At 53.0% G+C, this 21,930-nt stretch carries 16 protein-coding genes, 2 tRNA genes and 3 rRNA genes; 7 read left to right on the top strand and 14 right to left on the bottom strand.

All coding sequences use genetic code 11. From position 1 onward, the window contains the following. Positions 1–48: 48 nt before the first annotated feature. Positions 49–1,383, bottom strand: a complete 1,335-nt coding sequence (locus tag JQC75_RS07640) for a sigma-54-dependent transcriptional regulator (protein ID WP_203326816.1) — start codon at positions 1,381–1,383, stop codon at positions 49–51. After that, the gene (locus tag JQC75_RS07635) at positions 1,383–2,960 is read right to left on the bottom strand and encodes a sensor histidine kinase (protein WP_203326815.1); all 1,578 of its coding nucleotides are present in this window, start codon (positions 2,958–2,960) and stop codon (positions 1,383–1,385) included. The genes JQC75_RS07640 and JQC75_RS07635 overlap by 1 nt, the downstream gene beginning before the upstream one ends. Before the next feature lie 444 nt (positions 2,961–3,404). Here JQC75_RS07635 and JQC75_RS07630 point away from each other — a divergent pair, with 444 nt between their 5' ends. Together JQC75_RS07630 and JQC75_RS07625 are read left to right on the top strand one after the other, a co-directional pair. Next, on the top strand, positions 3,405–4,109 hold the full coding sequence (locus tag JQC75_RS07630; RefSeq protein ID WP_203326814.1) for a hypothetical protein: 705 nt from the start codon (positions 3,405–3,407) through the stop codon (positions 4,107–4,109). 121 nt (positions 4,110–4,230) lie between these two features. Next, on the top strand, positions 4,231–4,572 hold the full coding sequence (locus JQC75_RS07625) for a hypothetical protein (protein ID WP_203326813.1): 342 nt from the start codon (positions 4,231–4,233) through the stop codon (positions 4,570–4,572). Between the two features lie 138 nt (positions 4,573–4,710). Here JQC75_RS07625 and JQC75_RS07620 read toward each other — a convergent pair whose 3' ends face one another. The 3 genes from JQC75_RS07620 to JQC75_RS07610 are packed head-to-tail and all read right to left on the bottom strand — an operon-like array spanning position 4,711 to position 7,738. After that, positions 4,711–6,210, bottom strand: coding sequence for a PhnE/PtxC family ABC transporter permease (locus JQC75_RS07620; protein WP_203326812.1), 1,500 nt, complete (start codon positions 6,208–6,210; stop codon positions 4,711–4,713). Continuing rightward, complete coding sequence (locus JQC75_RS07615; protein ID WP_203326811.1) at positions 6,204–6,881, bottom strand: ATP-binding cassette domain-containing protein; 678 nt, start codon at positions 6,879–6,881, stop codon at positions 6,204–6,206. Before JQC75_RS07615 ends, JQC75_RS07620 begins: the two co-directional genes overlap by 7 nt. Positions 6,882–6,883: 2 nt before the next feature. Further along, positions 6,884–7,738: a putative selenate ABC transporter substrate-binding protein gene (locus JQC75_RS07610; RefSeq protein ID WP_203326810.1), complete on the bottom strand. Its 855-nt coding sequence runs from the start codon at positions 7,736–7,738 to the stop codon at positions 6,884–6,886. Between the two features lie 174 nt (positions 7,739–7,912). On the opposite strand from JQC75_RS07610, the gene JQC75_RS07605 reads away from it, so the two are divergent. Continuing rightward, entirely contained in the window at positions 7,913–8,587 is a 675-nt protein-coding gene (locus JQC75_RS07605; RefSeq protein ID WP_203326809.1) for a response regulator, read from the top strand. A 2-nt stretch (positions 8,588–8,589) separates the two neighbouring features. Continuing rightward, entirely contained in the window at positions 8,590–9,939 is a 1,350-nt protein-coding gene (locus JQC75_RS07600; protein WP_203326808.1) for an ATP-binding protein, read from the top strand. Between the two features lie 23 nt (positions 9,940–9,962). On the opposite strand, the gene JQC75_RS07595 is transcribed toward JQC75_RS07600, so the two are convergent. After that, positions 9,963–10,655 carry a 2OG-Fe(II) oxygenase gene (locus JQC75_RS07595; RefSeq protein WP_203326807.1) on the bottom strand — a complete coding sequence of 231 codons (693 nt, stop codon included), beginning with the start codon at positions 10,653–10,655 and terminating at the stop codon, positions 9,963–9,965. Between the two features lie 112 nt (positions 10,656–10,767). On the opposite strand from JQC75_RS07595, the gene JQC75_RS07590 reads away from it, so the two are divergent. Further along, positions 10,768–12,024 carry an HD-GYP domain-containing protein gene (locus JQC75_RS07590; RefSeq protein ID WP_203326806.1) on the top strand — a complete coding sequence of 419 codons (1,257 nt, stop codon included), beginning with the start codon at positions 10,768–10,770 and terminating at the stop codon, positions 12,022–12,024. A 121-nt stretch (positions 12,025–12,145) separates the two neighbouring features. Continuing rightward, complete coding sequence (locus JQC75_RS07585; RefSeq protein WP_203326805.1) at positions 12,146–12,451, top strand: DUF3135 domain-containing protein; 306 nt, start codon at positions 12,146–12,148, stop codon at positions 12,449–12,451. Between the two features lie 3 nt (positions 12,452–12,454). Here JQC75_RS07585 and corA read toward each other — a convergent pair whose 3' ends face one another. From corA to gmhB, 8 genes are all read right to left on the bottom strand, one after another. Then, positions 12,455–13,402, bottom strand: coding sequence for a magnesium/cobalt transporter CorA (corA, locus tag JQC75_RS07580; protein ID WP_203326804.1), 948 nt, complete (start codon positions 13,400–13,402; stop codon positions 12,455–12,457). Positions 13,403–13,506: 104 nt separating this feature from the next. Continuing rightward, positions 13,507–13,860: a hypothetical protein gene (locus tag JQC75_RS07575; protein WP_203326803.1), complete on the bottom strand. Its 354-nt coding sequence runs from the start codon at positions 13,858–13,860 to the stop codon at positions 13,507–13,509. Between the two features lie 165 nt (positions 13,861–14,025). Then, positions 14,026–14,141, bottom strand: a 5S ribosomal RNA gene (gene rrf / locus JQC75_RS07570). A gap of 145 nt (positions 14,142–14,286) precedes the next feature. Further along, positions 14,287–17,180: ribosomal RNA gene (locus JQC75_RS07565) — 23S ribosomal RNA — on the bottom strand. A 275-nt stretch (positions 17,181–17,455) separates the two neighbouring features. Then, positions 17,456–17,531, bottom strand: a tRNA-Ala gene (locus JQC75_RS07560). 121 nt (positions 17,532–17,652) lie between these two features. Further along, positions 17,653–17,729: transfer RNA gene (locus JQC75_RS07555), tRNA-Ile, on the bottom strand. Positions 17,730–17,928: 199 nt separating this feature from the next. Further along, positions 17,929–19,471 (bottom strand): 16S ribosomal RNA (locus JQC75_RS07550). Together the 16S, 23S and 5S rRNA genes with 2 tRNA genes alongside form the textbook arrangement of a ribosomal RNA operon. A gap of 343 nt (positions 19,472–19,814) precedes the next feature. Beyond that, complete coding sequence (gmhB, locus tag JQC75_RS07545) at positions 19,815–20,369, bottom strand: D-glycero-beta-D-manno-heptose 1,7-bisphosphate 7-phosphatase (protein ID WP_203326802.1); 555 nt, start codon at positions 20,367–20,369, stop codon at positions 19,815–19,817. A 165-nt stretch (positions 20,370–20,534) separates the two neighbouring features. Here gmhB and JQC75_RS07540 point away from each other — a divergent pair, with 165 nt between their 5' ends. Then, positions 20,535–21,860 (top strand): aminopeptidase P N-terminal domain-containing protein, encoded by a 1,326-nt coding sequence (locus JQC75_RS07540; protein WP_203326801.1) that lies wholly within the window; start codon positions 20,535–20,537, stop codon positions 21,858–21,860. Positions 21,861–21,930 lie beyond the last annotated feature (70 nt).

Raw genomic sequence — 21,930 nt, 5'->3', positions numbered from 1 at the left:
GGCCGAGCCGGGACGTGTTTACCCCGGCTCACGCAATTTCATCATGGATTAGACCAAACGGTGCTTTTCCAGTCGGTACAAAAAGGCTTTATAACTCATGCCCAGCCATTTGGCGGCCTTGGTGCGATTGCCATCGAACCTGCCCATGGCCTGCGCCAAACAGCGGGCCTCAAAGGACTCCCACTCGATACCTTCATCGGGGAGCTGAAGTCCCTGCTCCCTGGCCGAATGATCACTTTCCTGCATCAGCTCCTGTTCATCGCCCAGCAGCACAAAGCGCTCGATACGGTTGGACAACTCTCGCACATTCCCCGGCCAGCGGTAGTCCAGTAAAAACCGCATGGCGGTGGGGCTGATCTTGGGCTGCTCGAATCCGTATTGGCTGGCATGAAGCTTGAGAAAGTGCTCCACCAGCCGGCCTATGTCTTCGCGACGCTCTCGAAGAGGCGGCATCAGCACAGGCACCACGTTCAAGCGGTAAAACAAGTCTTCCCGAAAACGGCCTTCGGCGACTTCAAGACGCAAGTCCCTGTGGGTGGCGGCAATCACCCTCACATCGAGCTGCAACTCTTTTTGGGCGCCCACCCGGGTAATGGTGCCTTCCTGTAAAAAGCGCAGCAGCTTGGTTTGCTGCAGCAGGGGGAGTTCGCCAATTTCATCCAGAAACACAGTGCCGCCATGGGCCGCCTCAAGCTTACCCAGCTTAAGCGCTGTGGCGCCGGTAAAAGCCCCCTTCTCGGCACCAAAAAGCTCCGCTTCGGCAATGTTTTCAGGAATAGCGCCGCAGTTGATGGCAATAAAAGGCATATGGGCGCGGCGGGACAATTGATGCAATGCCCGGGCGGCCAGCTCCTTACCGGTGCCACTCTCACCGCCGATCAGCACAGTGGCATCGGTGCCGCTGATGCGGCTTAAGCGGTCAAACACCCCTTGCATACAGGGAGCCTTGCCCACCAAGCCCACCAGGGATTGCTGCTCTGACAAGGCAAGGCTCAGGGCCTTGTTTTCTTTTCTGAGCGCCTGTGAGCGCGCCACCTTGGATATGGCAAGCAGCAGTGCCTGGCGCTGATAGGGCTTGGTAAGGTAATCATCGGCCCCCGCCTGAATGGCATCCACCGCGTGGGTGATGGTGCCGTATGCGGTTGCCATGATAAAACCGACATCCGGGAATTCACGTTTAACGTAATTGAGTAAATCCATCCCGCTGAGCTGACCCAGCTTCCAGTCAGAAAACACCAGATCCGGGGTATCGGCTTTAATGGATACGATGGCCGCCTCCACACAGTCGGCCTCGCGCAGGCGATAGCCTTCCGTTTTCAGCATGCCCACGATGAGCTCACGCTGACCGGGCTCGTCCTCCACCACCAAAATACTGAGCGCCATCAATCCTCCTGCTGCTTAAAATGCACCACAACCCGCGTGCCGCCGTCTTTGGGACGGGTAAAGGTCAGGCTGCCGCCATAATGGCTCGTCAGCAGTCTGCTGGCAATGTAAAGCCCCATGCCGGTGCCCTCGGGTTTGGTGGTGACATGGGGCTGACCGAGCCTTTCAATCAAATGCTCGTCCATGCCCACGCCCTTATCGGTCACCGTAACGCACAGCTGGCCCTGCCCTGCGCTCACATCAATACCCAGCCATGGCGCGTCGTTGCCTGCCTGAGCTTCAACGGCGTTGATGATGACCGCATGCAGGATACTGCGAATTTCTGACTCCATTCCCGGCAGCCAGTGTTCGGTCTCGAATCCCGATAAACTGAGCTGGGGTTTCACCCCCGCCACCGAAAGCTCCAGCAGGATGTCCTGAACCACCGCATTAACCGGAATGGGACGGCTACGGTCCACTTCGCTGGATGAGAGCGTCAACAAGGATTGTATGTGTTTGTCCATCATCGCAATTTTTTGCTGAATTTGGCCAAGCTGCAGGGCTCTCAACGACGCATCGTCGGTCTGACTCTGGTTTTCGGCCAGCAGTCCCAGGGTATGCAGCGGGTTACGCAAACTGTGGGCAATGCCGCGGGTGATTTCGCCAAGCTCCACCAAATGCTGCTGACTGGCAATTTGCTGCTCGCGGGCGCTGAGCTGCGCCAGTTTTTCGCTCATGGCGTTAAAACCTTCGAGCATGGTTTTAATTTCATCCACACCCCGAGGGGTCACCTGATATCCGAGTTGCCCTTCCCCCAGCTTGCGATGGCCTGTGGCAAGTTCAGACAAGGGGCCACTTACCCGACGACTGAGCCAGTACACAAAAATCAGCGCCAGCAGGGAAGAGACCAGAATCAGCGCCGCCATCCATTCGCGAAAACGGCTCAGGGCCTCTGAGACATTGTTTTGCCCAAATTCCAGATGTCTCGACTCCATCTGAACCCCGCTGCCGGTGCGAACCACCATCACACGGCCACCCTCTGCGGTTTCCCGGGTATTGATGGTGAGGGTATCCAGCGACTGATGCAGCGCCTGTTGGTACTCACGGGTCAACAGCTCCTGCATTCGGGACAGGTTTTCCAGCTCCCTGGAGAGGGCCTCGCGGATGTAGGCATCCTGCTGCCGGTGCAGCTCTGAGTCATTTTCGCTCTCGAGTTCAGCCCGCTGCTCAAGCTTGGCCTCCACTTCCGCCAAGGCGCGTCCCACCTCCAACTGCTGCAGTTCGATGATTTCCGATTGACTGGGCACCTTCACCTTAAGGGACTCCAGAAGCGCCTTGTCATGTTCGGAGAGACTGGCGCTGTCCTGCTTGGGCAGTTCGCCATTTTCGCGCTTGATTTGCACCTGCTGCACAAACTGCAAATTATCGCCCAGATCCTCAACAACAATGTCCACCAGCTGGCGAGACAGTGCCAGCGAGTCCTTGCGCAGATCTTCGTCAAGCTGCTGCTTGAGGGCTTCCCCAATCAATAATTGGCTGAGCCCCAGCAGCAGGATAAGCCCCCCGAAGAGGGCGAACAGATAGTGTTTTATCGACATCCGCCAGTCCTGTCTCGCTACTCAAATTTGTTTGCTAACCTGCATGGCGTTAATCAGCTGTGCATGTCTCGCGCTGAACGCCCCACTGGGCGCGCCAGTCCCCTTCACCAATGCAACAACGGCTGAACGCTGAAGATAATCAACAAAAACCGTGCCAGTTACGCCCATTCAGAGGCCATCGTCATTCTCAGTAAAATCTTTTAGTAATCAGCCACTAAAATCACTTCCACCTTGATAACGCCAAACATTGTCAGCAAAGCGTCGGCAGAATTTCCCCAAATCAGAAAACCTGTATCCCGAAATCGGGTGGACCACCCCGCTCATGTTGGGCAGGAACTTTCACATCTTTTTGTTTTACATGAAATTTGCTGCTTTGGCACGCTAATCGCCTTAATCGGGATGGACCCCAGGTCAATTTCTGTTTTCAACAAAAGGATCATTGCCATGAAAAACCCTGCGTTGCTGGCTTCGCGTCTCGCCGTTTCTGTAATGCTTTCAACCACTCTCCTCTGCGGTGAGCTTTTAGCTGCACCATCAAGCCTGCCTTCGGACAGCGAAGTCTCGACAGGCCAGGCTCCAGCCCCGGTCGATATAGTGGAACGGGTGACGCTGGAAGCAGAGTCTCCCCAAAAGGTGTTTATTACCGTAGTTAAGGATGGCGAAAGTACGAACTTCACCCTGGAAGGAGACGAGCTCACTGACACGGCACTGATTGATAACAAGTTGTCGGCCCTCGATAACGAAAGCCGCGCCGACATCATCAAAACCCTGCAATCCATTCGCAGCGGCAAAACCCGGGTGATAAGCAAGGGCGACATTGCCGAACTCAGGGCGCTGAAAGTAGAGCTCAAGGCCCGTGAAGCGGAAATAGCAGCCCGCAGCGAAGCGATGTCAGTGCGGGCTGAAGAGATGTCCAAAATTGGAAACACCATTGCTGAAATCGTGATGTCAAGCGTGCAACAAATTGATTTGGATGAAGATGGCCACAGAGTCATGGTGCTGCATCATGCCGGCGACAACGACCTGGCGATGGAGCTTCACAGCGTCGACAGCCAGGCGATTCAATTCAGAATGCTCAAGGAACTGCTGAGTGACAGCGAACTGACAGATGAGCAGCGCGAAGAACTCAAAACCATGCTCGGCAACTGAGCCGTCAGCCGCAGCGCGAGATGCAAGATAAATCATGGATATGTGATGCAGCTTAAAGACGCCTCCGGGTGATGGGGTTAAGCTTGCATCACAATCCATACTGATTTGTTAAGGTATTCCCATGTGGTGGCGTATCATACTGATTGTGTTGGCCTGTTTATTGACTGGGGCTCACTTTTTACGTTACGGAAATCATTTGGCAGCAGCCGCTTTTGCCCTGGCCCCCTTGCTTTGCTTTGGCCGTGTGCTGGCCCTGAGGGCTTTGCAACTCGTGCTGGCGGCAGCACTGGTGTTGGTTTGGGGTGTGGCAACCTTTGATTATGTCAGCCTGCGGTTGGCTGCCGACGCCCCCTGGCTGCGGCTTCTTGCCATCATGTCGGCGGTGATCCTGTTTGTTGGCATTGCGGTTTGGAGCATTGAAGGACTGATTGCCAAAAAAAGGCAACGCAGCTTGTACCGCTGAACATTATCAGGCTGACACTGTGACCGGCTCTTCATCGGGTTGGTCATTGCCTTGGTATCATCTGAGGGAATGGCGTTTTTGGCTGACGCGCCATTCCCTTTATCCCTTTATTCCTTTGTCGTTTTCCCTTTGCCCACCTCAGCAACGCTCTGTTCGATGGTGCTCCTGCCCCAGTGCACGGCGGGCCGCAGCATCTACCGCTACATTCACCAAGGCGGTAATCCCCATCAGCACCAGCGCACCGGCAAAGCGAATTTCCGAAAAGTTACTGTCGATATAAAACCCAAGGGTCGCAACACCCAACATCCCCAGAATGGCGGTTTCCCGCAGGATCACCTCGAAGCGATAAAAAAGCAGTGCCATCATGCCCGGATAGATAGCCGGCAATACCCGATAACCAAATCCATCGAGTCCCCCTTTGTCTTCTTCTCGCAGTGGCACTCGGCTCGCGCTTCTTGCGGTTAAAAACAAAATAAGACCGGCGTTGTGCAGGGCAAGGGCCAACATCGCGGGTAGCATCGAGGGCCCGAGCAGCAGCATAAACACAAAGGCGAGGATGTATTCAGGGATGGATCGCATCAGCAACAGTGACAGGGTGCTGGCGCCGGACACCAGACTGCCGGTCAAGGGCCGATAAGCCAGCGGCAGTAAGAAAAACACCAGTAAATGCGTTATCCCAAGCGCCCCCAGTGCCAGCACCAGCGTGGCCATGATGCCCGGCAGTGCCTGAGACAGGGTTAAGCCTTGCAGCCAGCTCAGGGTATCGGCAAGTGCGGCCCCAAGCCCCAGCTCACCCAGTTGCCACTGCCGCACACTGTGGGGCCAGATATCTTCGCTGATAAAACGCCAGATAAGGCTGCCATCGAGCCCCGCCACAGGCGGCAAAAAATACACCGCCGCCAGTAAATAAAAGGGAATAAGCCAACGCTTGCACCAATAAGACAGGGTACCTACAAGCAAGATAAACAGCAGCAGGAGTGCGGCGCCCTCTGAGTAGTGGCCCTGCTTAAAGGCACTTTCCAGATGAAATCCCAGGGTTGGCATGCCCACAAACCCGAGCACAGCGCTGCTTCTTAAGGCACATTCGAATCGATAACGGGTATAGGCCAGAAGCTCAGGCAACACGTGGGCGACCTTGCCATAGAGCCACCGGCTCAGAGCGTCGGTTCCGCCCGGCAGCGTATGAGCCGTGTCTTTAGGGGCGCGGCAGAGGATATCGTGGAAGACCCGGGCAAAGGTGGTGCCGTAGGGCAGCGCCAAGGCCAGCACACCGGTGACGGGAGACAAACCAAACAGCTGCAAAAACAGCAGCGCCCAGAAAATCTCATGAATAGCCCGGATAAAAGCGCTACCAGCCGCCACCAGCGGGTGGTGGTATACCAGCGACAGCGGCAGACCGATAAAGAGGCCAAGGCCGATACCCAGGAGCGCAAAGCTCACCGTCTGCCAGAGTGCATCCACTAAATGCTCAGTGGCAAAAAAGTCCGGCGTCATAAAGCCCTTGAGCATGCGTCCCAGTTCATGCCAGGGCTCAAGGGCGATGACTTCAGTGTCCGCCAGCCAAAAGGCGCAAAAACACACCAGCCACAAGCCCAGCGTCAACCGCTGCCAGCGGCCGATAAATGCCAGTTTCAGCATTTGACAACATCATCCTTTTCCACATCGCCATAAAAGGCATCAAGGTCGGCCAGCGTCAACGCAGAGGCATCTGCATCCAGTACCAGTTGGCCTTTCTTAAGCCCGAGAATACGGTCAAAGTGGGTCAATGCCTGATGGCGGTTATGAAGCACCATGACCACAGTTGCATGGCTGGCGGTGATGTGGCGGATGATACGGTCGGCCATGGCGGGGTCGAGTGCCGACACGGGCTCGTCGCCCAAAAAAATCGGTTGATGCTGGTAAAGTGCACGACCAATGGCAACCCGCTGCCGCTGCCCACCCGATAAGCGGCTCACCAATGTCGAGGGTGACATCTCAAGTTCAAGGGTGCGACAAAGCGCGTTCACCTCGGCCAATGGCGCCTTAAAAGGCCACAGTAAGTTGGCAAGGTTGTATAGCCCATGGTGGCGCCCGAGCGCTCCCATGTAGATGTTGTGATACAGGCTGAGGTTTTCAACCAATCCCTGTGACTGGGCACAAAGCGCCGCAGTGTCTTTCAACTGGCGATGAATGTGCGCGAGTAAGGTCGACTTCCCGGCACCCGAGGCGCCAAGAATCGCAACCTTTTGCCCGGAATGTAAAACGACCGAGAGGTCTTTAATCACCTCCCGGCCGCCGTAATCCAGCGAAAGCCGGTCAATAACCAACATGATCAGTCAATCAGTCCAATAGCCTTGGCCACGTCTTCCACCGGCTGGAAGTCTTCATTGTCGGCAGGTACGAAAGATTGACGGGGGAAAGACGCCAGCAGCTCAGGGTCTTTCATTTCCAAAAGCGCCTGTGTCACCTTGGCTTTAAAGCCTTCGCCAAAGCGTTTGTCCACATCGCCACGTACTGTCCACTGGTAGTCGGGATAAACCGGACTTTCCCACACTACCTTCACTTTGCTGGTATCCACCTTGCCGGCTTCGACCATGGCGTCCCACACCTTGTAATTAACCGCACCCACCTGATACACACCGGCCTCAACCTGTGCAACAGTGCGGCTGTGATCGCCCGAAAAGCCAACGCGCTTGAACACATCGTCAGGACGTTTGCCCAGATTGCGCTCAAGGAAAAATTGCGGCATCAAACGGCCGGAAGTCGAATCTTTTGAACCAAAGGTAAAGGTATAGCCACCAATAGCCGGGAAGTTAGCGCTGTGCTCAAGGCCAGTGCTGTGGTGGGCAATAAAATAGCTTTTAAAAAACTGATCCTCAAAGCCCTGGGCAATGGCTTCGGAACCGGGCACCAGACGGCGCGCCTGTACGCCGGATAAGCCACCAAACCAAGCCAGCTGGACCTGATTGTTACGAAACGCCGTGACAGCCGCCGAGTAAGATTTTACCGGCACATATTTCACCTCGACGCCGAGCTGGGTTTCGAGGTAATCGGCCACCTTTTCAAATCGGGTACGCAACTGGCTTTCATCCTCGTCAGGGATGGCGGTAAACGTAAAGGTTTCAGCCATGGCGGCAGGGGTAAGCGCAATAAGGAGCAGCGCCAGGTATTTCGGCAGACGTTTCATCTTCTTTATCCGGGTAATGACAGTGCGCGGATTGTAACGTATCTGCAGGCACAGACAAAACTGTTGCCGATACCGGTCAGCGTTCATTAAGAATATTCGTCATAGAATCAGGTAAAATTTTTACAGTCAATTCGTTAGCGCGTACACTGACCCAAATTTGTTCGGGAGTTATCCATGAGAATTCTGGTTGTCGAAGACGATCCTTTACTGTCGCATCACCTTAAGGTTCAACTGAGTGAACTGGGCAATCAGGTGCAGGTTGCCAATACCGCGCAGGAAGGCTTTTATCAGGCCACCAATTACCCCATAGACGTTGCCATCATCGATTTGGGATTGCCTGATCAGGATGGCATAGAACTCATTACCCGTTTGCGGGATGCCGAACTCAAGGCGCCCATCCTTATTCTGACGGCCAGGGTGAACTGGCAGGATAAGGTCGAAGGCCTCAATGCCGGTGCCGATGACTATCTCGTCAAACCCTTCCAGAAAGAAGAACTGGTTGCCCGCCTCGATGCCCTGGTGCGCCGCAGTGCCGGGTTTGTGAAGCCGCGGATTACCTCGGGCTCCCTTGAGCTGGATCTTGCCGCCAAGCAGGTCACACTTGATGCCGAAGTGCTTGAAATAACAGCATTTGAATACCTTATCCTGGAATACCTTATGCGACACAGCCACGAGGTCGTTGCCAAACAACGGCTGCTGGATGTAATTTACGGTGATAAAGAGGGTGACCCGAACACCATCGAAGTCATGGTCAGCCGACTTCGTAAAAAGCTGACCCGGGATGGCATGGATAATCCCATAGTGACCATCCGCGGCCAGGGTTATAAATTCAACCTGCCCTGTAGCTGACGATGCGCTTTAAGTTAAAACCCAAACGCCGCCTGCTGACAAGGATGTACCTTACATCCCTGTCAATTATTACTCTGGTGGGTTTTGGTCTGGCGTGGATGGTTAACATTCTGCATGCGCAAAACTCTTACAACGAAGAAACCGCCCAGCTGATTGCCGAAATCCCCCAGGTGGCGGCCGAGCTTCGCGAGCATGATCTCATTCCTGACACCAGCGCCTGGCTTGAAGAGAACCGCAAAGGCGAGCGCTACGTGATGGCAAGCTGCGATGACAGATTCAAGCAGGTATGGACCTCGGCCATGGCGGTAGACAGAGGCCTGTTTGATACCTGTGAACGCTTCGCCGACATCAAAAACGACTCCCCGCCCTACTATCTGACCTTATCCGACAATCGTGGCTACTACATCTACATGCTGTCGGTGGAAATCGCCAAAATTCATTACAACCTGCTGGTGATGAAAGACGCGGAAAAGCTGGAGCAGGAGTACGATAAATTCAGCCGCCGTACCTATATCCGCCTGGCCCTGGTGCTGGTACTGGCCCTGATCCTGCTTGTCAGCGCAGCCTATTGGGGGATGCGCCCTCTGGTGAGGATGCGTGAAGAACTCAAGTCCATTGCCGATGGCAAGGCCAAATCGCTGTCTGACGGTTATCCGGTGGAGCTCGAAGGGGTGACTCAGGCACTGAACCAGTTGCTGCAGCAATCTTCGGCCCAGCAGGAGCGTTACCAGAATGCGATGAACGACCTTGCGCACAGTCTGAAAACCCGCCTCGCCGCCGTGCATGCCATTTTGGATGACAGGGCATTAGATCAACAGGAAGTGAGCGAGAAAGTCATGGAGCAGGTGAGCCAAATGGATCACCTGGTGAAGTATCAGTTAAAGCGGGCCATGCTGGGCCGGAAAGGCCTGAAGCAGGAACAAACCCAATTGCTGCCGCTGGTCAATCAGCTGTCGCAGATGCTGTTCAAAATCTACCGCGATAAAGACGTGCAGTTTTCGGCGCGGATCCTGCCCCTGTTGCAATTCCCCGGGGATAAAGGGGATGTGATGGAGCTGTGTGGCAACCTGATGGAAAACGCATTCCGGCTCTGTATTTCGACTGTGCGCGTGAGCGCAGAAATCAATGACAATGGCGAATTTGAACTCAGGGTTGAAGACGATGGTCCTGGCGTGGCAGAAAGCCTGAGGCAAAAAATCCTTGAGCGGGGCGTGCGCGCCGACACCCGAAGCCCCGGACAGGGCATCGGCCTTGCGGTATGCCATGAAATTGTCCAAAGCTACAACGGCATCCTGACCATCGAAGAATCAAACCTTGAGGGGGCCATGTTCAGGATCCGCATCCCACTGTAAGCGGTGAATTGGATCTCTGACGTTTACCCCATGGCGTAGAGCTGTTCGGCGCGGTTGAACATGACCCAGGAAGTGGCGATATATTTGTCGCCACTGACAGGAATATTGCCTCTGTGGGTATGGGTAAAACCGGCGGGGGCGATCACCATGGTGCCTTTCTGAGGCATAAGCTTGCGGCCCTGATAGAAAAACTCCGTCTCGCCGCCCGCTTCCACATCGTTGAGATAAAACATGTAAAGCACCACCCTGTGCAAAGCTTCGTTATGCCCAGCCTGTGGGAATTGCTCAGAATGCCAATGGGGATAGCCACCTTTTCCTTTGGGGTATTTCTGCACATTGATGGTGCCACTGCGGTAGAGATACTTCACCAGCGCATCGGCTCTGGGATGCCCCAGCTTCGCGTAATTGTCTGGATTCAGGGTAACCGGCTGGCCTTTCTCGTCGGCCACCTTGACCGCCACCGCTCCCATCAGCGCCATGGAATATTTATCAAAGTACTCAACGGTACCCTTCAGGGCATGGGTCAGCAATTCATTGCGAAGCGGGATAAGATCAGCAAAAGAGTCCAGTGTCAGATCCCGGCTCCGCTTTTTTTCGATATCCACACCATTGCCGGTACGGCCATCCACGACGCCGGGATGTTGCTCCAGAGTGGAGATTAAACGGTCGCACAGTTCGTCGGGTATCGCATGGGGGTAGACTTCAATAAAATCCATGTCACACTCAGAGTAATTTCTTGTGGTTTGCTATGCTGACACGCCAGTTAAGTAATTGTAAAGTATTACCATTGGGCTAGACTAACCCCACCCGGACTCTCGCAGACCCACTATGAGTAAAAGTTGTAAGGTTCACGTCAACCAACTTCAGGTTGGAAATTTTGTTCGCCTGCCTGTTGCTTGGAAGGATCACCCTTTTTTATTCAACAGTTTCCGCGTTAAACAAGAAGCGCAAATTCAACTTATCCGCAGCCTCGGCATAGAGCACGTATTCGTCGATCTGGACCGCAGTGACGTAATGCCGCTGCAGGAGCAACCTGTCTCCATGTCTGCGCCGGCAAAGGATCTCGCCCCGCTTATTGATGAGCTGGAAAAGAAAAAACAGGAACAAATTGAGCAGCTGAAAAAGATGCGCCGGGAGCTTGGAAAAACCGAGCAGGAGTTTGACCGCTCCCTGGCAAAAATGCGCAACCTCATGAATAAACTGAGAAGCCGCCCCCTGAACGCCATCCAGGAAGCCGAAGAGCTGATTCAGGACATCACCCGCCAGCTGCTCGCCAATGATAACCTCGTATTACATCTGATGGGCGATGCCAAAAAAGACGATAGCTTTTACTTTCATTCGCTCAACGTGGCAGTGCTTTGCATGTTACTGGCCAAGGAGCTTGGCTGGGACAGGGCCGATATCGAGGCCATAGGTTTGGGGGCATTGTTTCATGATGTGGGTAAACTGAAGGTGCCCGCGCAAATTCTTAAAAAACAGGCCGATTTAACCACCCCGGAAATCAATTTCATCAAACAGCACCCAAACTTTGGCGTAGAGTTTGTGAAATTGACCGATACCTTTCCTGAGTCGGCACTCCCGGTCATTACCAATCATCATGAATTTCTCGATGGCAGCGGCTACCCCAAAGGTCTCAAGGGAAAAGATTTGTGCCCACTTTCACAACTGGTTGCTGTCGTAAACGAATACGATACCCTGTGCCACCCCGACAACCTCAGCAAAGCCAAAACTCCTTATGCAGCGCTGGGTTACCTATTTAAAAACTACAAGGGCAAACTCAACGCTGAGTTCGTCGGCCAGCTTATTCGCATGCTGGGGATTTACCCGCCCGGGTCGGTGGTAGAGCTGACCAGCGGCCAGTTTGGAATGGTCATGGCGGTAAACATCAGTAAGCTGCTCTTCCCGCGCATCATGGTTTACGACGCACTGGTGCCCAAAGATCAGGCTCCCATCATCGATTTGGAAGCGGAAGGACTCAGCATAGTGCGCTGCCTGCCACCAGCAGCCCTGCCGGAAAAAATCTTTAACTATTTGAATCCAAGGGAGCGCGTGACGTACTTCTTTGGTCAGGAGAGCAAGCGCTGATTGGCTTATAACCTGCGAGAGCCAAGACTTTCGCATTTATACGCAACTGGTCTTGCCCCTACCCGCCCCTTTGTCTAGTGTGAAAGTGTATTCCTTTGCCGCACACGCGAAAGGGGGCACCATGACACCCTTACCCGATTTCGATACCTTAAGGTGGATGGCGGACAACGAGCCGCAAGCCCTCGACGAATTACGGGATAAACTTAACCGGGAAGTCATCGACGGCTCTGAATCCAACAAAGCACAACTCGAATGCCTTATCTACGACCTCGACCGGCAACTTTCCCGCTGCACCAACCCCTACCACAGGTGTGTCATCGCCACTGGCATGATGCGAAATAAACTTCACACCCTGCAATGCGTCATCAATGAACCCGACTTTCTCGAGCGCTCCTGTGCCGAAGTAATTCCCCTGTTCAAGGCCTGAGGCTTACAACCAACGTTTGCGCTTAAAGAAGAAATAGGTACCGGCGGCACTCGCCAGCATCATGGCAATGGCCATGGGATAGCCGTACTGCCATTCGAGTTCGGGCATGGTGGTAAAGTTCATGCCGTAGCTGGATGCAATAAGCGTGGGAGGCAGGAACACCACGGCGGCAACCGAGAAAATTTTAATGATTTTGTTTTGCTGCAGGCTGGTAAAACCCATGGCCGCATCAAGCAGAAAGTTGAGTTTATCGAAGATAAATTGGCTGTGGGGCATCAAAGACTCGATATCCGAGAGCATCTCCCGCAAGTCTTTCATATCTTCATCTGAGAGTTGCCCGCGGTAATAGCGCTGCATATACCTCAGTGAACGCTGGGTATCGAGCAAACTCAAACGGATTTTACCGTTGGCATCTTCCTGAATCGTGATGAGTTTAAAGACATCATCCAGCTCCTGGCTTTCAAATACTTCTTCCCCCACGTTTTCGAGCACCGTGTAAACGTCTTCAATCAAGTCAGAGAGATAATCCACCTTGAGATTGAAAAGCTCGATAAAAAGCTCCTGAGGTGTAGACACTTCAAGCCGCCCAAGGCGCAGATAGTTTCGAAGCAGTCGGATAAGGCCCACATCCTCTTCACGGATGGTGAGCAGAAATTTGGTTCTTAAGTTAAAAGACACGTTCACCGCGCGGACGTCCTGCCCAACCCGCTGTGGGAACAGGGAGTTGATGTGCAAACCGTCACTGTTTTGATAAAAACGGGCGGACGCTTCGATTTCGTTAATGTCTTCCTCGTCCGGCAACTCTTCCACCGAGAACCTGGCAAGCCACTCGCGTTCTTCATCCTCGGGTTTATAAAGATCCAGCCATAGCGTCGAAGGGGGAAGGCTGTCCTCAATGCCAAGTTCAAGAACAGTCAGTTGACGATTTTCATAAACATAAGCAGTGATCATCGAGCCTTCCTTACCCGTTCACACGGGGAGTAACGTTAAACCGCGGCTAGTTTACCTGATAACCTTCGAATGAAAAGTATTATGGTCTGCTTTAAGGTATTGATTCAGTGCTGGTCGGAGCTGGAGATCATTATCCGCTCCTGAGATGATAGCCTGATTTTAAGACCATCCAAGGTTTCAAGTTCCGACTGGCCAAGGTCGCGCTTTCGGACCTTGAAAATGCGTTCGTCACCTCGATCTGGCGAAATAATGGTAACAGAGAGCACACGATTGCCGTCATACCAGCGCCAGCCGAGCCACACAGAGCTTAAAAGAACTGTCGTACACAGAATGCCAAGGGCGAGATAGCGGACCAGCAGACTATTGGCACTCACCGAGGGCATGACAGGCTTACGCTTTTGAAACTTGATAAAAACCACAACAATGACGGCTAGAGTCAGCAGTATTTTCAGCAACATGGCAAATCCCTCTCGGCAATGCCCATAGTCTACCCCAAGCATTCAATCAGTTCTGTTAAGAAACTCTTATAAAGCCCGGGCGAAATCAAAAAACCGCCAGATTCTGTAAAACCGCATATAAAGCAAAAAGGCCACCCGCATGGGTGGCCTCTTCACTTATTAGGCGCTTGGCAATGACCTACTCTCACATGGGGAGACCCCACACTACCATCGGCGCGATTGCGTTTCACTTCTGAGTTCGGAATGGGATCAGGTGGTTCCACAATGCTATTGTCACCAAGCAAATTCGTTATGCCCTCGCTTATCAGCAAGAACATGCAATTTAGAAAGCTGATGCGCTTATCGAGCTTGAGTTATCACTTCAATCAAGTCTGGTTTCTTCAAGACTATCTACTTTAACCATCAGTCAAAACCCATCTGGGTTGTATGGTTAAGCCGCACGAGTCATTAGTACAGGTTAGCTCAACGCCTCACAACGCTTACACACCCTGCCTATCAACGTCCTGGTCTCGGACGGCTCTTCAGTGGACTCAAGGTCCAAGGGAAGACTCATCTTGGGGCTCGCTTCCCGCTTAGATGCTTTCAGCGGTTATCGATTCCGAACGTAGCTACCGGGCAATGCCATTGGCATGACAACCCGAACACCAGCGGTTCGTTCACTCCGGTCCTCTCGTACTAGGAGCAACCCCCCTCAATCTTCCAACGCCCACGGCAGATAGGGACCGAACTGTCTCACGACGTTCTGAACCCAGCTCGCGTACCACTTTAAATGGCGAACAGCCATACCCTTGGGACCGACTTCAGCCCCAGGATGTGATGAGCCGACATCGAGGTGCCAAACACCGCCGTCGATATGAACTCTTGGGCGGTATCAGCCTGTTATCCCCGGAGTACCTTTTATCCGTTGAGCGATGGCCCTTCCATGCAGAACCACCGGATCACTATGACCTACTTTCGTACCTGCTCGACGTGTCTGTCTCGCAGTTAAGCTGGCTTGTGCCATTACACTAACCACACGATGTCCGACCGTGTTTAGCCAACCTTCGTGCTCCTCCGTTACTCTTTGGGAGGAGACCGCCCCAGTCAAACTACCCACCAGGCACTGTCCCTAGTCCGGATTCACGGACCGAGGTTAGAACATCAACACTACAAGGGTGGTATTTCAAGGTCGACTCCACGAGAACTGGCGTTCCCGCTTCAAAGTCTCCCACCTATCCTACACATGTAGGGTCAATGTTCAGTGCCAAGCTATAGTAAAGGTTCACGGGGTCTTTCCGTCTAGCCGCGGGTATACGGCATCTTCACCGCAATTTCAACTTCACTGAGTCTCGGCTGGAGACAGCGTGGCCATCATTACGCCATTCGTGCAGGTCGGAACTTACCCGACAAGGAATTTCGCTACCTTAGGACCGTTATAGTTACGGCCGCCGTTTACCGGGGCTTCGATCATGAGCTTCTCTTGCGATAACCCAATCAATTAACCTTCCGGCACCGGGCAGGCGTCACACCGTATACTTCCTCTTGCGAGTTTGCACAGTGCTGTGTTTTTGATAAACAGTTGCAGCCACCTGGTATCTGCGACTGCCGTCAGCTCAGGGAGCAAGTCCCGTCACCAACAGCAGCGTACCTTCTCCCGAAGTTACGGTACCATTTTGCCTAGTTCCTTCAGCCGAGTTCTCTCAAGCGCCTTGGTATTCTCTACCCGACCACCTGTGTCGGTTTGGGGTACGATTCCTGCTAACCTGAAGCTTAGAAGATTTTCCTGGAAGCATGGCATCAACCACTTCAGTGCCGTAGCACCTCGTCATCAGCTCTCGGTATATGTGTGCCCGGATTTGCCTAAGCACACTACCTACCACCTTAAACACGGACAACCAACGCCGTGCTGGCCTAGCCTTCTCCGTCTCTCCATCGCAGTTAGCAGAAGTACGGGAATATTAACCCGTTTCCCATCGACTACGCCTTTCGGCCTCGCCTTAGGGGTCGACTCACCCTGCCCCGATTAACGTTGGACAGGAACCCTTGGTCTTTCGGCGAGGGGGTTTTTCACCCCCTTTATCGTTACTCATGTCAGCATTCGCACTTCTGATACCTCCAGTGTGGGTTACCCCTTCACCTTCAACGGCTTACAGAACGCTCCTCTACCGCGTACACGTTATCGTGCACACCCGTAGCTTCGGTGAATTGCTTAGCCCCGTTACATCTTCCGCGCAGGCCGACTCGACTAGTGAGCTATTACGCTTTCTTTAAATGATGGCTGCTTCTAAGCCAACATCCTAGCTGTCTAAGCCTTCCCACATCGTTTCCCACTTAGCAATTACTTTGGGACCTTAGCTGACGGTCTGGGTTGTTTCCCTTTTGACGACGGACGTTAGCACCCGCCGTCTGTCTCCCGGATAGCACTCTTTGGTATTCGGAGTTTGCAAAGGGTTGGTAAGTCGGGATGACCCCCTAGCCTTAACAGTGCTCTACCCCCAAAGGTGTTCGTCCGAGGCGCTACCTAAATAGCTTTCGAGGAGAACCAGATATCTCCCGGTTTGATTGGCCTTTCACCCCCAGCCACAAGTCATCCGCTAATTTTTCAACATTAGTCGGTTCGGTCCTCCAGTTGATGTTACTCAACCTTCAACCTGCCCATGGCTAGATCACCGGGTTTCGGGTCTACGCCTTGCAACTAAACGCGCAGTTAACACTCGGTTTCCCTACGGCTCCGCTATTCGCTTAACCTCGCTACAAAACGTAAGTCGCTGACCCATTATACAAAAGGTACGCAGTCACGGTCTCAAGAACCGCTCCCACTGCTTGTACGTATACGGTTTCAGGTTCTATTTCACTCCCCTCACAGGGGTTCTTTTCGCCTTTCCCTCACGGTACTGGTTCACTATCGGTCAGTCAGGAGTATTTAGCCTTGGAGGATGGTCCCCCCATATTCAGACAACATATCACGTGTGCCGCCTTACTCGATTTCATCTTTGGTTAGTTGTCGTGTACGGGACTATCACCCTGTACCGTTGGACTTTCCAGACCATTCCACTAACACCCCGAAGACTTAAGGGCTAATCCCCGTTCGCTCGCCGCTACTGAGGGAATCTCGGTTGATTTCTTTTCCTGAGGGTACTTAGATGTTTCAGTTCCCCTCGTTCGCCTCACTACACTATGTATTCATGTAGTGATGACAGCTTATGCTGCCGGGTTTCCCCATTCGGACATCGCTGGCTATAACGGTTGTTACTACCTCACCAACGCTTTTCGCAAGTTACTACGTCCTTCATCGCCTCTGACTGCCAAGGCATCCACCGTATACGCTTAGTCGCTTAACCATACAACCCGGATGAGTTTCCTCACCGGCTGTATTGCAACCAGCTGGTTTTTCGATAGTTCATTTTACTGAACTCGCCTTGAAGAATTTCCAAAACACTTGATTGAAGTGTTTGAGAACTCAATTTTTGTATTAACTGAATCCGAAGATCCAGTTTCTACTATCAGCTTTCCAAATTGTTAAAGAGCGGGCTTAAAAAAGCCAAAGATAAATTCATCACTTATCTTTGGCGTCTCTATCCTTGGGACCTAAGTCCTGAGACTCACATATTGATAGTGGTGGAGCTATGCGGGATCGAACCGCAGACCTCCTGCGTGCAAAGCAGGCGCTCTCCCAGCTGAGCTATAGCCCCGTTTCTGCAATATGCAGTCTGACACAAATGCGTTGACTAAAAATCTCATTCAGGCAAGGCGGGAACGAAGGAAGTTTACTCGCGTAAACGACGACGTTTCCAACGACGCATCAATGAGATTTGGTGGGTCTGAGTAGACTCGAACTACCGACCTTACGCTTATCAGGCGTACGCTCTAACCACCTGAGCTACAGACCCACTTGCTGGTTTCTTTGTGTCATGCCGTCGTTGCTTTCGGGACTCGCTCGTTATGTAGCGCTGCTACACCGCCTCACTCGTCTCTCAAGCGCCTTGGCCTGACGCAAATTAACTGCGCAATCAAACTCTCACGCATTTGTCTCTTTTCGTCTATCAAGCAATCTGTGTGAACACTCAGCAGGGTAATGTGTCGCTTAGGTAAGGAGGTGATCCAGCCCCAGGTTCCCCTAGGGCTACCTTGTTACGACTTCACCCCAGTCATGAACCACACCGTGGTAAACGCCCTCCCGAAGGTTAAGCTATCTACTTCTGGTGCAGCCCACTCCCATGGTGTGACGGGCGGTGTGTACAAGGCCCGGGAACGTATTCACCGTGGCATTCTGATCCACGATTACTAGCGATTCCGACTTCATGGAGTCGAGTTGCAGACTCCAATCCGGACTACGACCGGCTTTTTGGGATTAGCTTCACCTCGCGGCTTCGCAACCCTCTGTACCGACCATTGTAGCACGTGTGTAGCCCTACTCGTAAGGGCCATGATGACTTGACGTCGTCCCCACCTTCCTCCGGTTTATCACCGGCAGTCTCCCTAAAGTTCCCGGCATTACCCGCTGGCAAGTAAGGATAAGGGTTGCGCTCGTTGCGGGACTTAACCCAACATTTCACAACACGAGCTGACGACAGCCATGCAGCACCTGTCTCAGAGTTCCCGAAGGCACCAATCCATCTCTGGAAAGTTCTCTGGATGTCAAGAGTAGGTAAGGTTCTTCGCGTTGCATCGAATTAAACCACATGCTCCACCGCTTGTGCGGGCCCCCGTCAATTCATTTGAGTTTTAACCTTGCGGCCGTACTCCCCAGGCGGTCTACTTAATGCGTTAGCTTGAGAGCCCAGTGTTCAAGACACCAAACTCCGAGTAGACATCGTTTACGGCGTGGACTACCAGGGTATCTAATCCTGTTTGCTCCCCACGCTTTCGTGCCTGAGCGTCAGTCTTTGTCCAGGGGGCCGCCTTCGCCACCGGTATTCCTCCAGATCTCTACGCATTTCACCGCTACACCTGGAATTCTACCCCCCTCTACAAGACTCTAGTCTGCCAGTTCGAAATGCAGTTCCCAGGTTGAGCCCGGGGCTTTCACATCTCGCTTAACAGACCGCCTGCGCACGCTTTACGCCCAGTAATTCCGATTAACGCTTGCACCCTCCGTATTACCGCGGCTGCTGGCACGGAGTTAGCCGGTGCTTCTTCTGTGGGTAACGTCACAGCTGATAGGTATTAACCATCAACCTTTCCTCCCCACTGAAAGTGCTTTACAACCCGAAGGCCTTCTTCACACACGCGGCATGGCTGGATCAGGGTTGCCCCCATTGTCCAATATTCCCCACTGCTGCCTCCCGTAGGAGTCTGGGCCGTGTCTCAGTCCCAGTGTGGCTGTCCATCCTCTCAGAACAGCTAGGGATCGTCGCCTAGGTGAGCCATTACCTCACCTACTAGCTAATCCCGCCTGGGTTCATCCAATCGCGAAAGGCCCGAAGGTCCCCTTCTTTCCCCCGTAGGGCGTATGCGGTATTAGCAGTCGTTTCCAACTGTTATCCCCCTCGATTGGGCAGATCCCCAGGTATTACTCACCCGTCCGCCGCTCGCCACCTCAGGAGTAAACTCCCTTGTGCTGCCGCTCGACTTGCATGTGTTAGGCCTGCCGCCAGCGTTCAATCTGAGCCATGATCAAACTCTTCAATTAAAGTTTTGGTCTCAATGAATTTCTGCTGTCATGCTCTGCATGAAAACTCCTTCATTGATAAAATCGTTTTGTCGACTTCATCAACCTGCGAGTATCCACACAGATTGCTTGATAAATTTTTAAAGAGCGTGACCTTGTTTGGCATTTGCCGTCGGTCGATGGGGGCGCATTATAGGGGCTTGGTCAGCGAGCGCAAGCCCTTTTATCGAATCAATCCATCAAGTGGATATATTTTAGCCGCCAGTGCATTTCTTGCCACTGAAAACCCAAGTTAAACCCTGGCTAACCTTTGGATCTGGCTACGACCGATAGCCAATGTCTATTTGCTTAAGGTGTACGGCTTTCAGTTTGGGGATTTCAGGTAAGCCGGCACGTCAGCAATACTGTCCAATACTACGGTGGCCAATTTCTCGCCTTCGCTGTCAACTACCTTGCCGCTTCTCACCAGAATTTTGGCAGGGATACCCGCAGCTTGCGCGGCGCGCATATCATCAGCCTTGTCACCCACCATAACCGAATTGGCCAAATCCAGTTTCAGGAATTTGGCTGCGGATTCCAGCATGCCTGGCTTGGGTTTGCGGCAATCACAATCCTGCTTATATTCCCCGACGCCCTTTTCTGGATGGTGTGGACAGTAATAGATGCCGTCGAGATCCACACCTTTGTCGGCAAAGTTCCAATCCATCCATTCCGTCAGACTGTGAAAGTCGTCTTCAGAATACATGCCGCGGGCAATGCCTGACTGATTGGTTACCACCACCAACTTGTAACCCATGTTTTTCAGGGCAAGACAGGCTTCAAACACACCTTCGATGTACTCAAAATCGTCGACGGTATGAACATAACCATGGTCTTTATTGATGACACCATCCCTATCCAGAAACACTGCTCGTTTCACTTCTATCACTCCGGTTTTGCAAGTGGCGCTATTATTTCACTCCTGTTTTGGAATTGCACCGCGAACTTGGTGACAGCACGCAAGTTTTTCACTTGTTTTGGATATTGCATACACATATTCTTTTACCCACCTCTCCACCGATTAGCTCCTTAACAGCAGTAGACTATGGCCACCCTCACAGATACCACGCTTTATGCTGCCCGTCGCAGTGCACTCTTGGACCGATTGCCCCCCGAGAGCCTCGTCGTGCTCGCCGGATATCAGCAAAAAGTGCGCAGTAAAAACATCAAGTATCATTTCCGGCAGGACAACGACTTTTTGTATTTAACCGGATTCGCAGAGCCCGACGCCTTTGCCCTCATCTATAGAGAGGCCAGTCATGATTGCCTTAGCCTTTTTTGTCGCCCTCGCGACAAGGCGGCCGAGGTCAGTTTCGGCCACCGCGCCGGCCCGGAAGGCGCTGTGGCCCAGTTTGGGGCCAATGAAGCCTTTGTTATCGATGAGTTTGAGTCAAGGTTACTCGATGCGCTCAAAGGTAAAACCCATGTCTATGTAAGTGATGAGCTCAACCGCCTGCCAGCGCTGTGGCAACTGATTAATCACGAGCGTTTCCACACGCCGTTCGACGTACCCAAGGCCTACCGGCAACTGTCAGCCTTGGGCGCAGTGCTGCATCCCATGCGGGCGATTAAGTCTGACTCGGAAATTGCACTTATCCGTCACGCGGTCAATGCCTCCATCGCCGGGCACAAGGCACTGATGAAAACGGTCACACCGGGCATCAATGAAGGGCTGCTGGCCGCCACCTTTATGCTGGAGATTGCCAAACATGGCTGTGTGGATGTGGGCTACCCCAACATAGTGGCCAGTGGTAACAACGCCTGCTGCCTGCATTACGAAGACAACTGCTGCGAGGTTAAGGCGGGCGAGCTGGTGCTGGTTGATGCAGGCGCCGAGTATAGCCATTACAGTGCCGACATTACCCGCACCTTCCCGGTGAATGGCCTTTTCAGTAACGCGCAGCGCCAGATCCACACTCTGGTATTAAGCGCATTGGATGCGGCAATCGCCAGGGTACGCCCGGGCGCCCGCTGGAATGTCCTTTATGAGACCTGCATGGAGGTGATGGCCAAAGGGCTGATTGAACTTGGCCTGCTTGAAGGCTCGCTCGATGAGGTAATGAAAAGCGAAAGCTATAAACGCTTTACCGTACACAAGACCGGCCACTGGCTGGGAATGGACGTGCACGATGTGGGCCCCTATCAGGATGAAAGAGGTGATTGGCGCACGCTCGAACCCGGGATGGTGTTTACCCTGGAGCCCGGGATTTATATTCCGGCCGATGCCATCAATGTACCGCCCAAGTACCGTGGCTTGGGCGTGCGCATCGAGGACGATATCCTGGTCACCGCAGATGGCTGTGAGAACCTCTCTGGAGCCTGCCCCCGCAGCTGCGATGAGATAGAAGCCTTTATGGCTTCCGGCAGATAGTTTACATATTCCAGTCAGACTTTTATGACCAAGTCGGCTAATCGGCCGCCTTTCGTATCTCTATTAACGC

This window comes from Shewanella litorisediminis, from assembly GCF_016834455.1.
GTDB classification, from domain to species: Bacteria; Pseudomonadota; Gammaproteobacteria; order Enterobacterales; family Shewanellaceae; genus Shewanella; species Shewanella litorisediminis.
This window is presented reverse-complemented; position numbering and strand designations above follow the sequence as displayed.

Coding starts and splice junctions, on each gene's coding strand:
- JQC75_RS07615 (WP_203326811.1), bottom strand. CDS start 6,881: ATGTTGGTTATTGACCGGCTTTCGCTGGATTACGGCGGCCGGGAGGTG.
- JQC75_RS07595 (WP_203326807.1), bottom strand. CDS start 10,655: ATGGATTTTATTGAAGTCTACCCCCATGCGATACCCGACGAACTGTGC.
- JQC75_RS07590 (WP_203326806.1), top strand. CDS start 10,768: ATGAGTAAAAGTTGTAAGGTTCACGTCAACCAACTTCAGGTTGGAAAT.
- JQC75_RS07620 (WP_203326812.1), bottom strand. CDS start 6,210: ATGCTGAAACTGGCATTTATCGGCCGCTGGCAGCGGTTGACGCTGGGC.
- JQC75_RS07575 (WP_203326803.1), bottom strand. CDS start 13,860: ATGTTGCTGAAAATACTGCTGACTCTAGCCGTCATTGTTGTGGTTTTT.
- JQC75_RS07600 (WP_203326808.1), top strand. CDS start 8,590: ATGCGCTTTAAGTTAAAACCCAAACGCCGCCTGCTGACAAGGATGTAC.
- JQC75_RS07635 (WP_203326815.1), bottom strand. CDS start 2,960: ATGTCGATAAAACACTATCTGTTCGCCCTCTTCGGGGGGCTTATCCTG.
- JQC75_RS07630 (WP_203326814.1), top strand. CDS start 3,405: ATGAAAAACCCTGCGTTGCTGGCTTCGCGTCTCGCCGTTTCTGTAATG.
- JQC75_RS07540 (WP_203326801.1), top strand. CDS start 20,535: ATGGCCACCCTCACAGATACCACGCTTTATGCTGCCCGTCGCAGTGCA.
- JQC75_RS07610 (WP_203326810.1), bottom strand. CDS start 7,738: ATGAAACGTCTGCCGAAATACCTGGCGCTGCTCCTTATTGCGCTTACC.
- JQC75_RS07605 (WP_203326809.1), top strand. CDS start 7,913: ATGAGAATTCTGGTTGTCGAAGACGATCCTTTACTGTCGCATCACCTT.
- JQC75_RS07585 (WP_203326805.1), top strand. CDS start 12,146: ATGACACCCTTACCCGATTTCGATACCTTAAGGTGGATGGCGGACAAC.
- corA (WP_203326804.1), bottom strand. CDS start 13,402: ATGATCACTGCTTATGTTTATGAAAATCGTCAACTGACTGTTCTTGAA.
- JQC75_RS07625 (WP_203326813.1), top strand. CDS start 4,231: ATGTGGTGGCGTATCATACTGATTGTGTTGGCCTGTTTATTGACTGGG.
- JQC75_RS07640 (WP_203326816.1), bottom strand. CDS start 1,383: ATGGCGCTCAGTATTTTGGTGGTGGAGGACGAGCCCGGTCAGCGTGAG.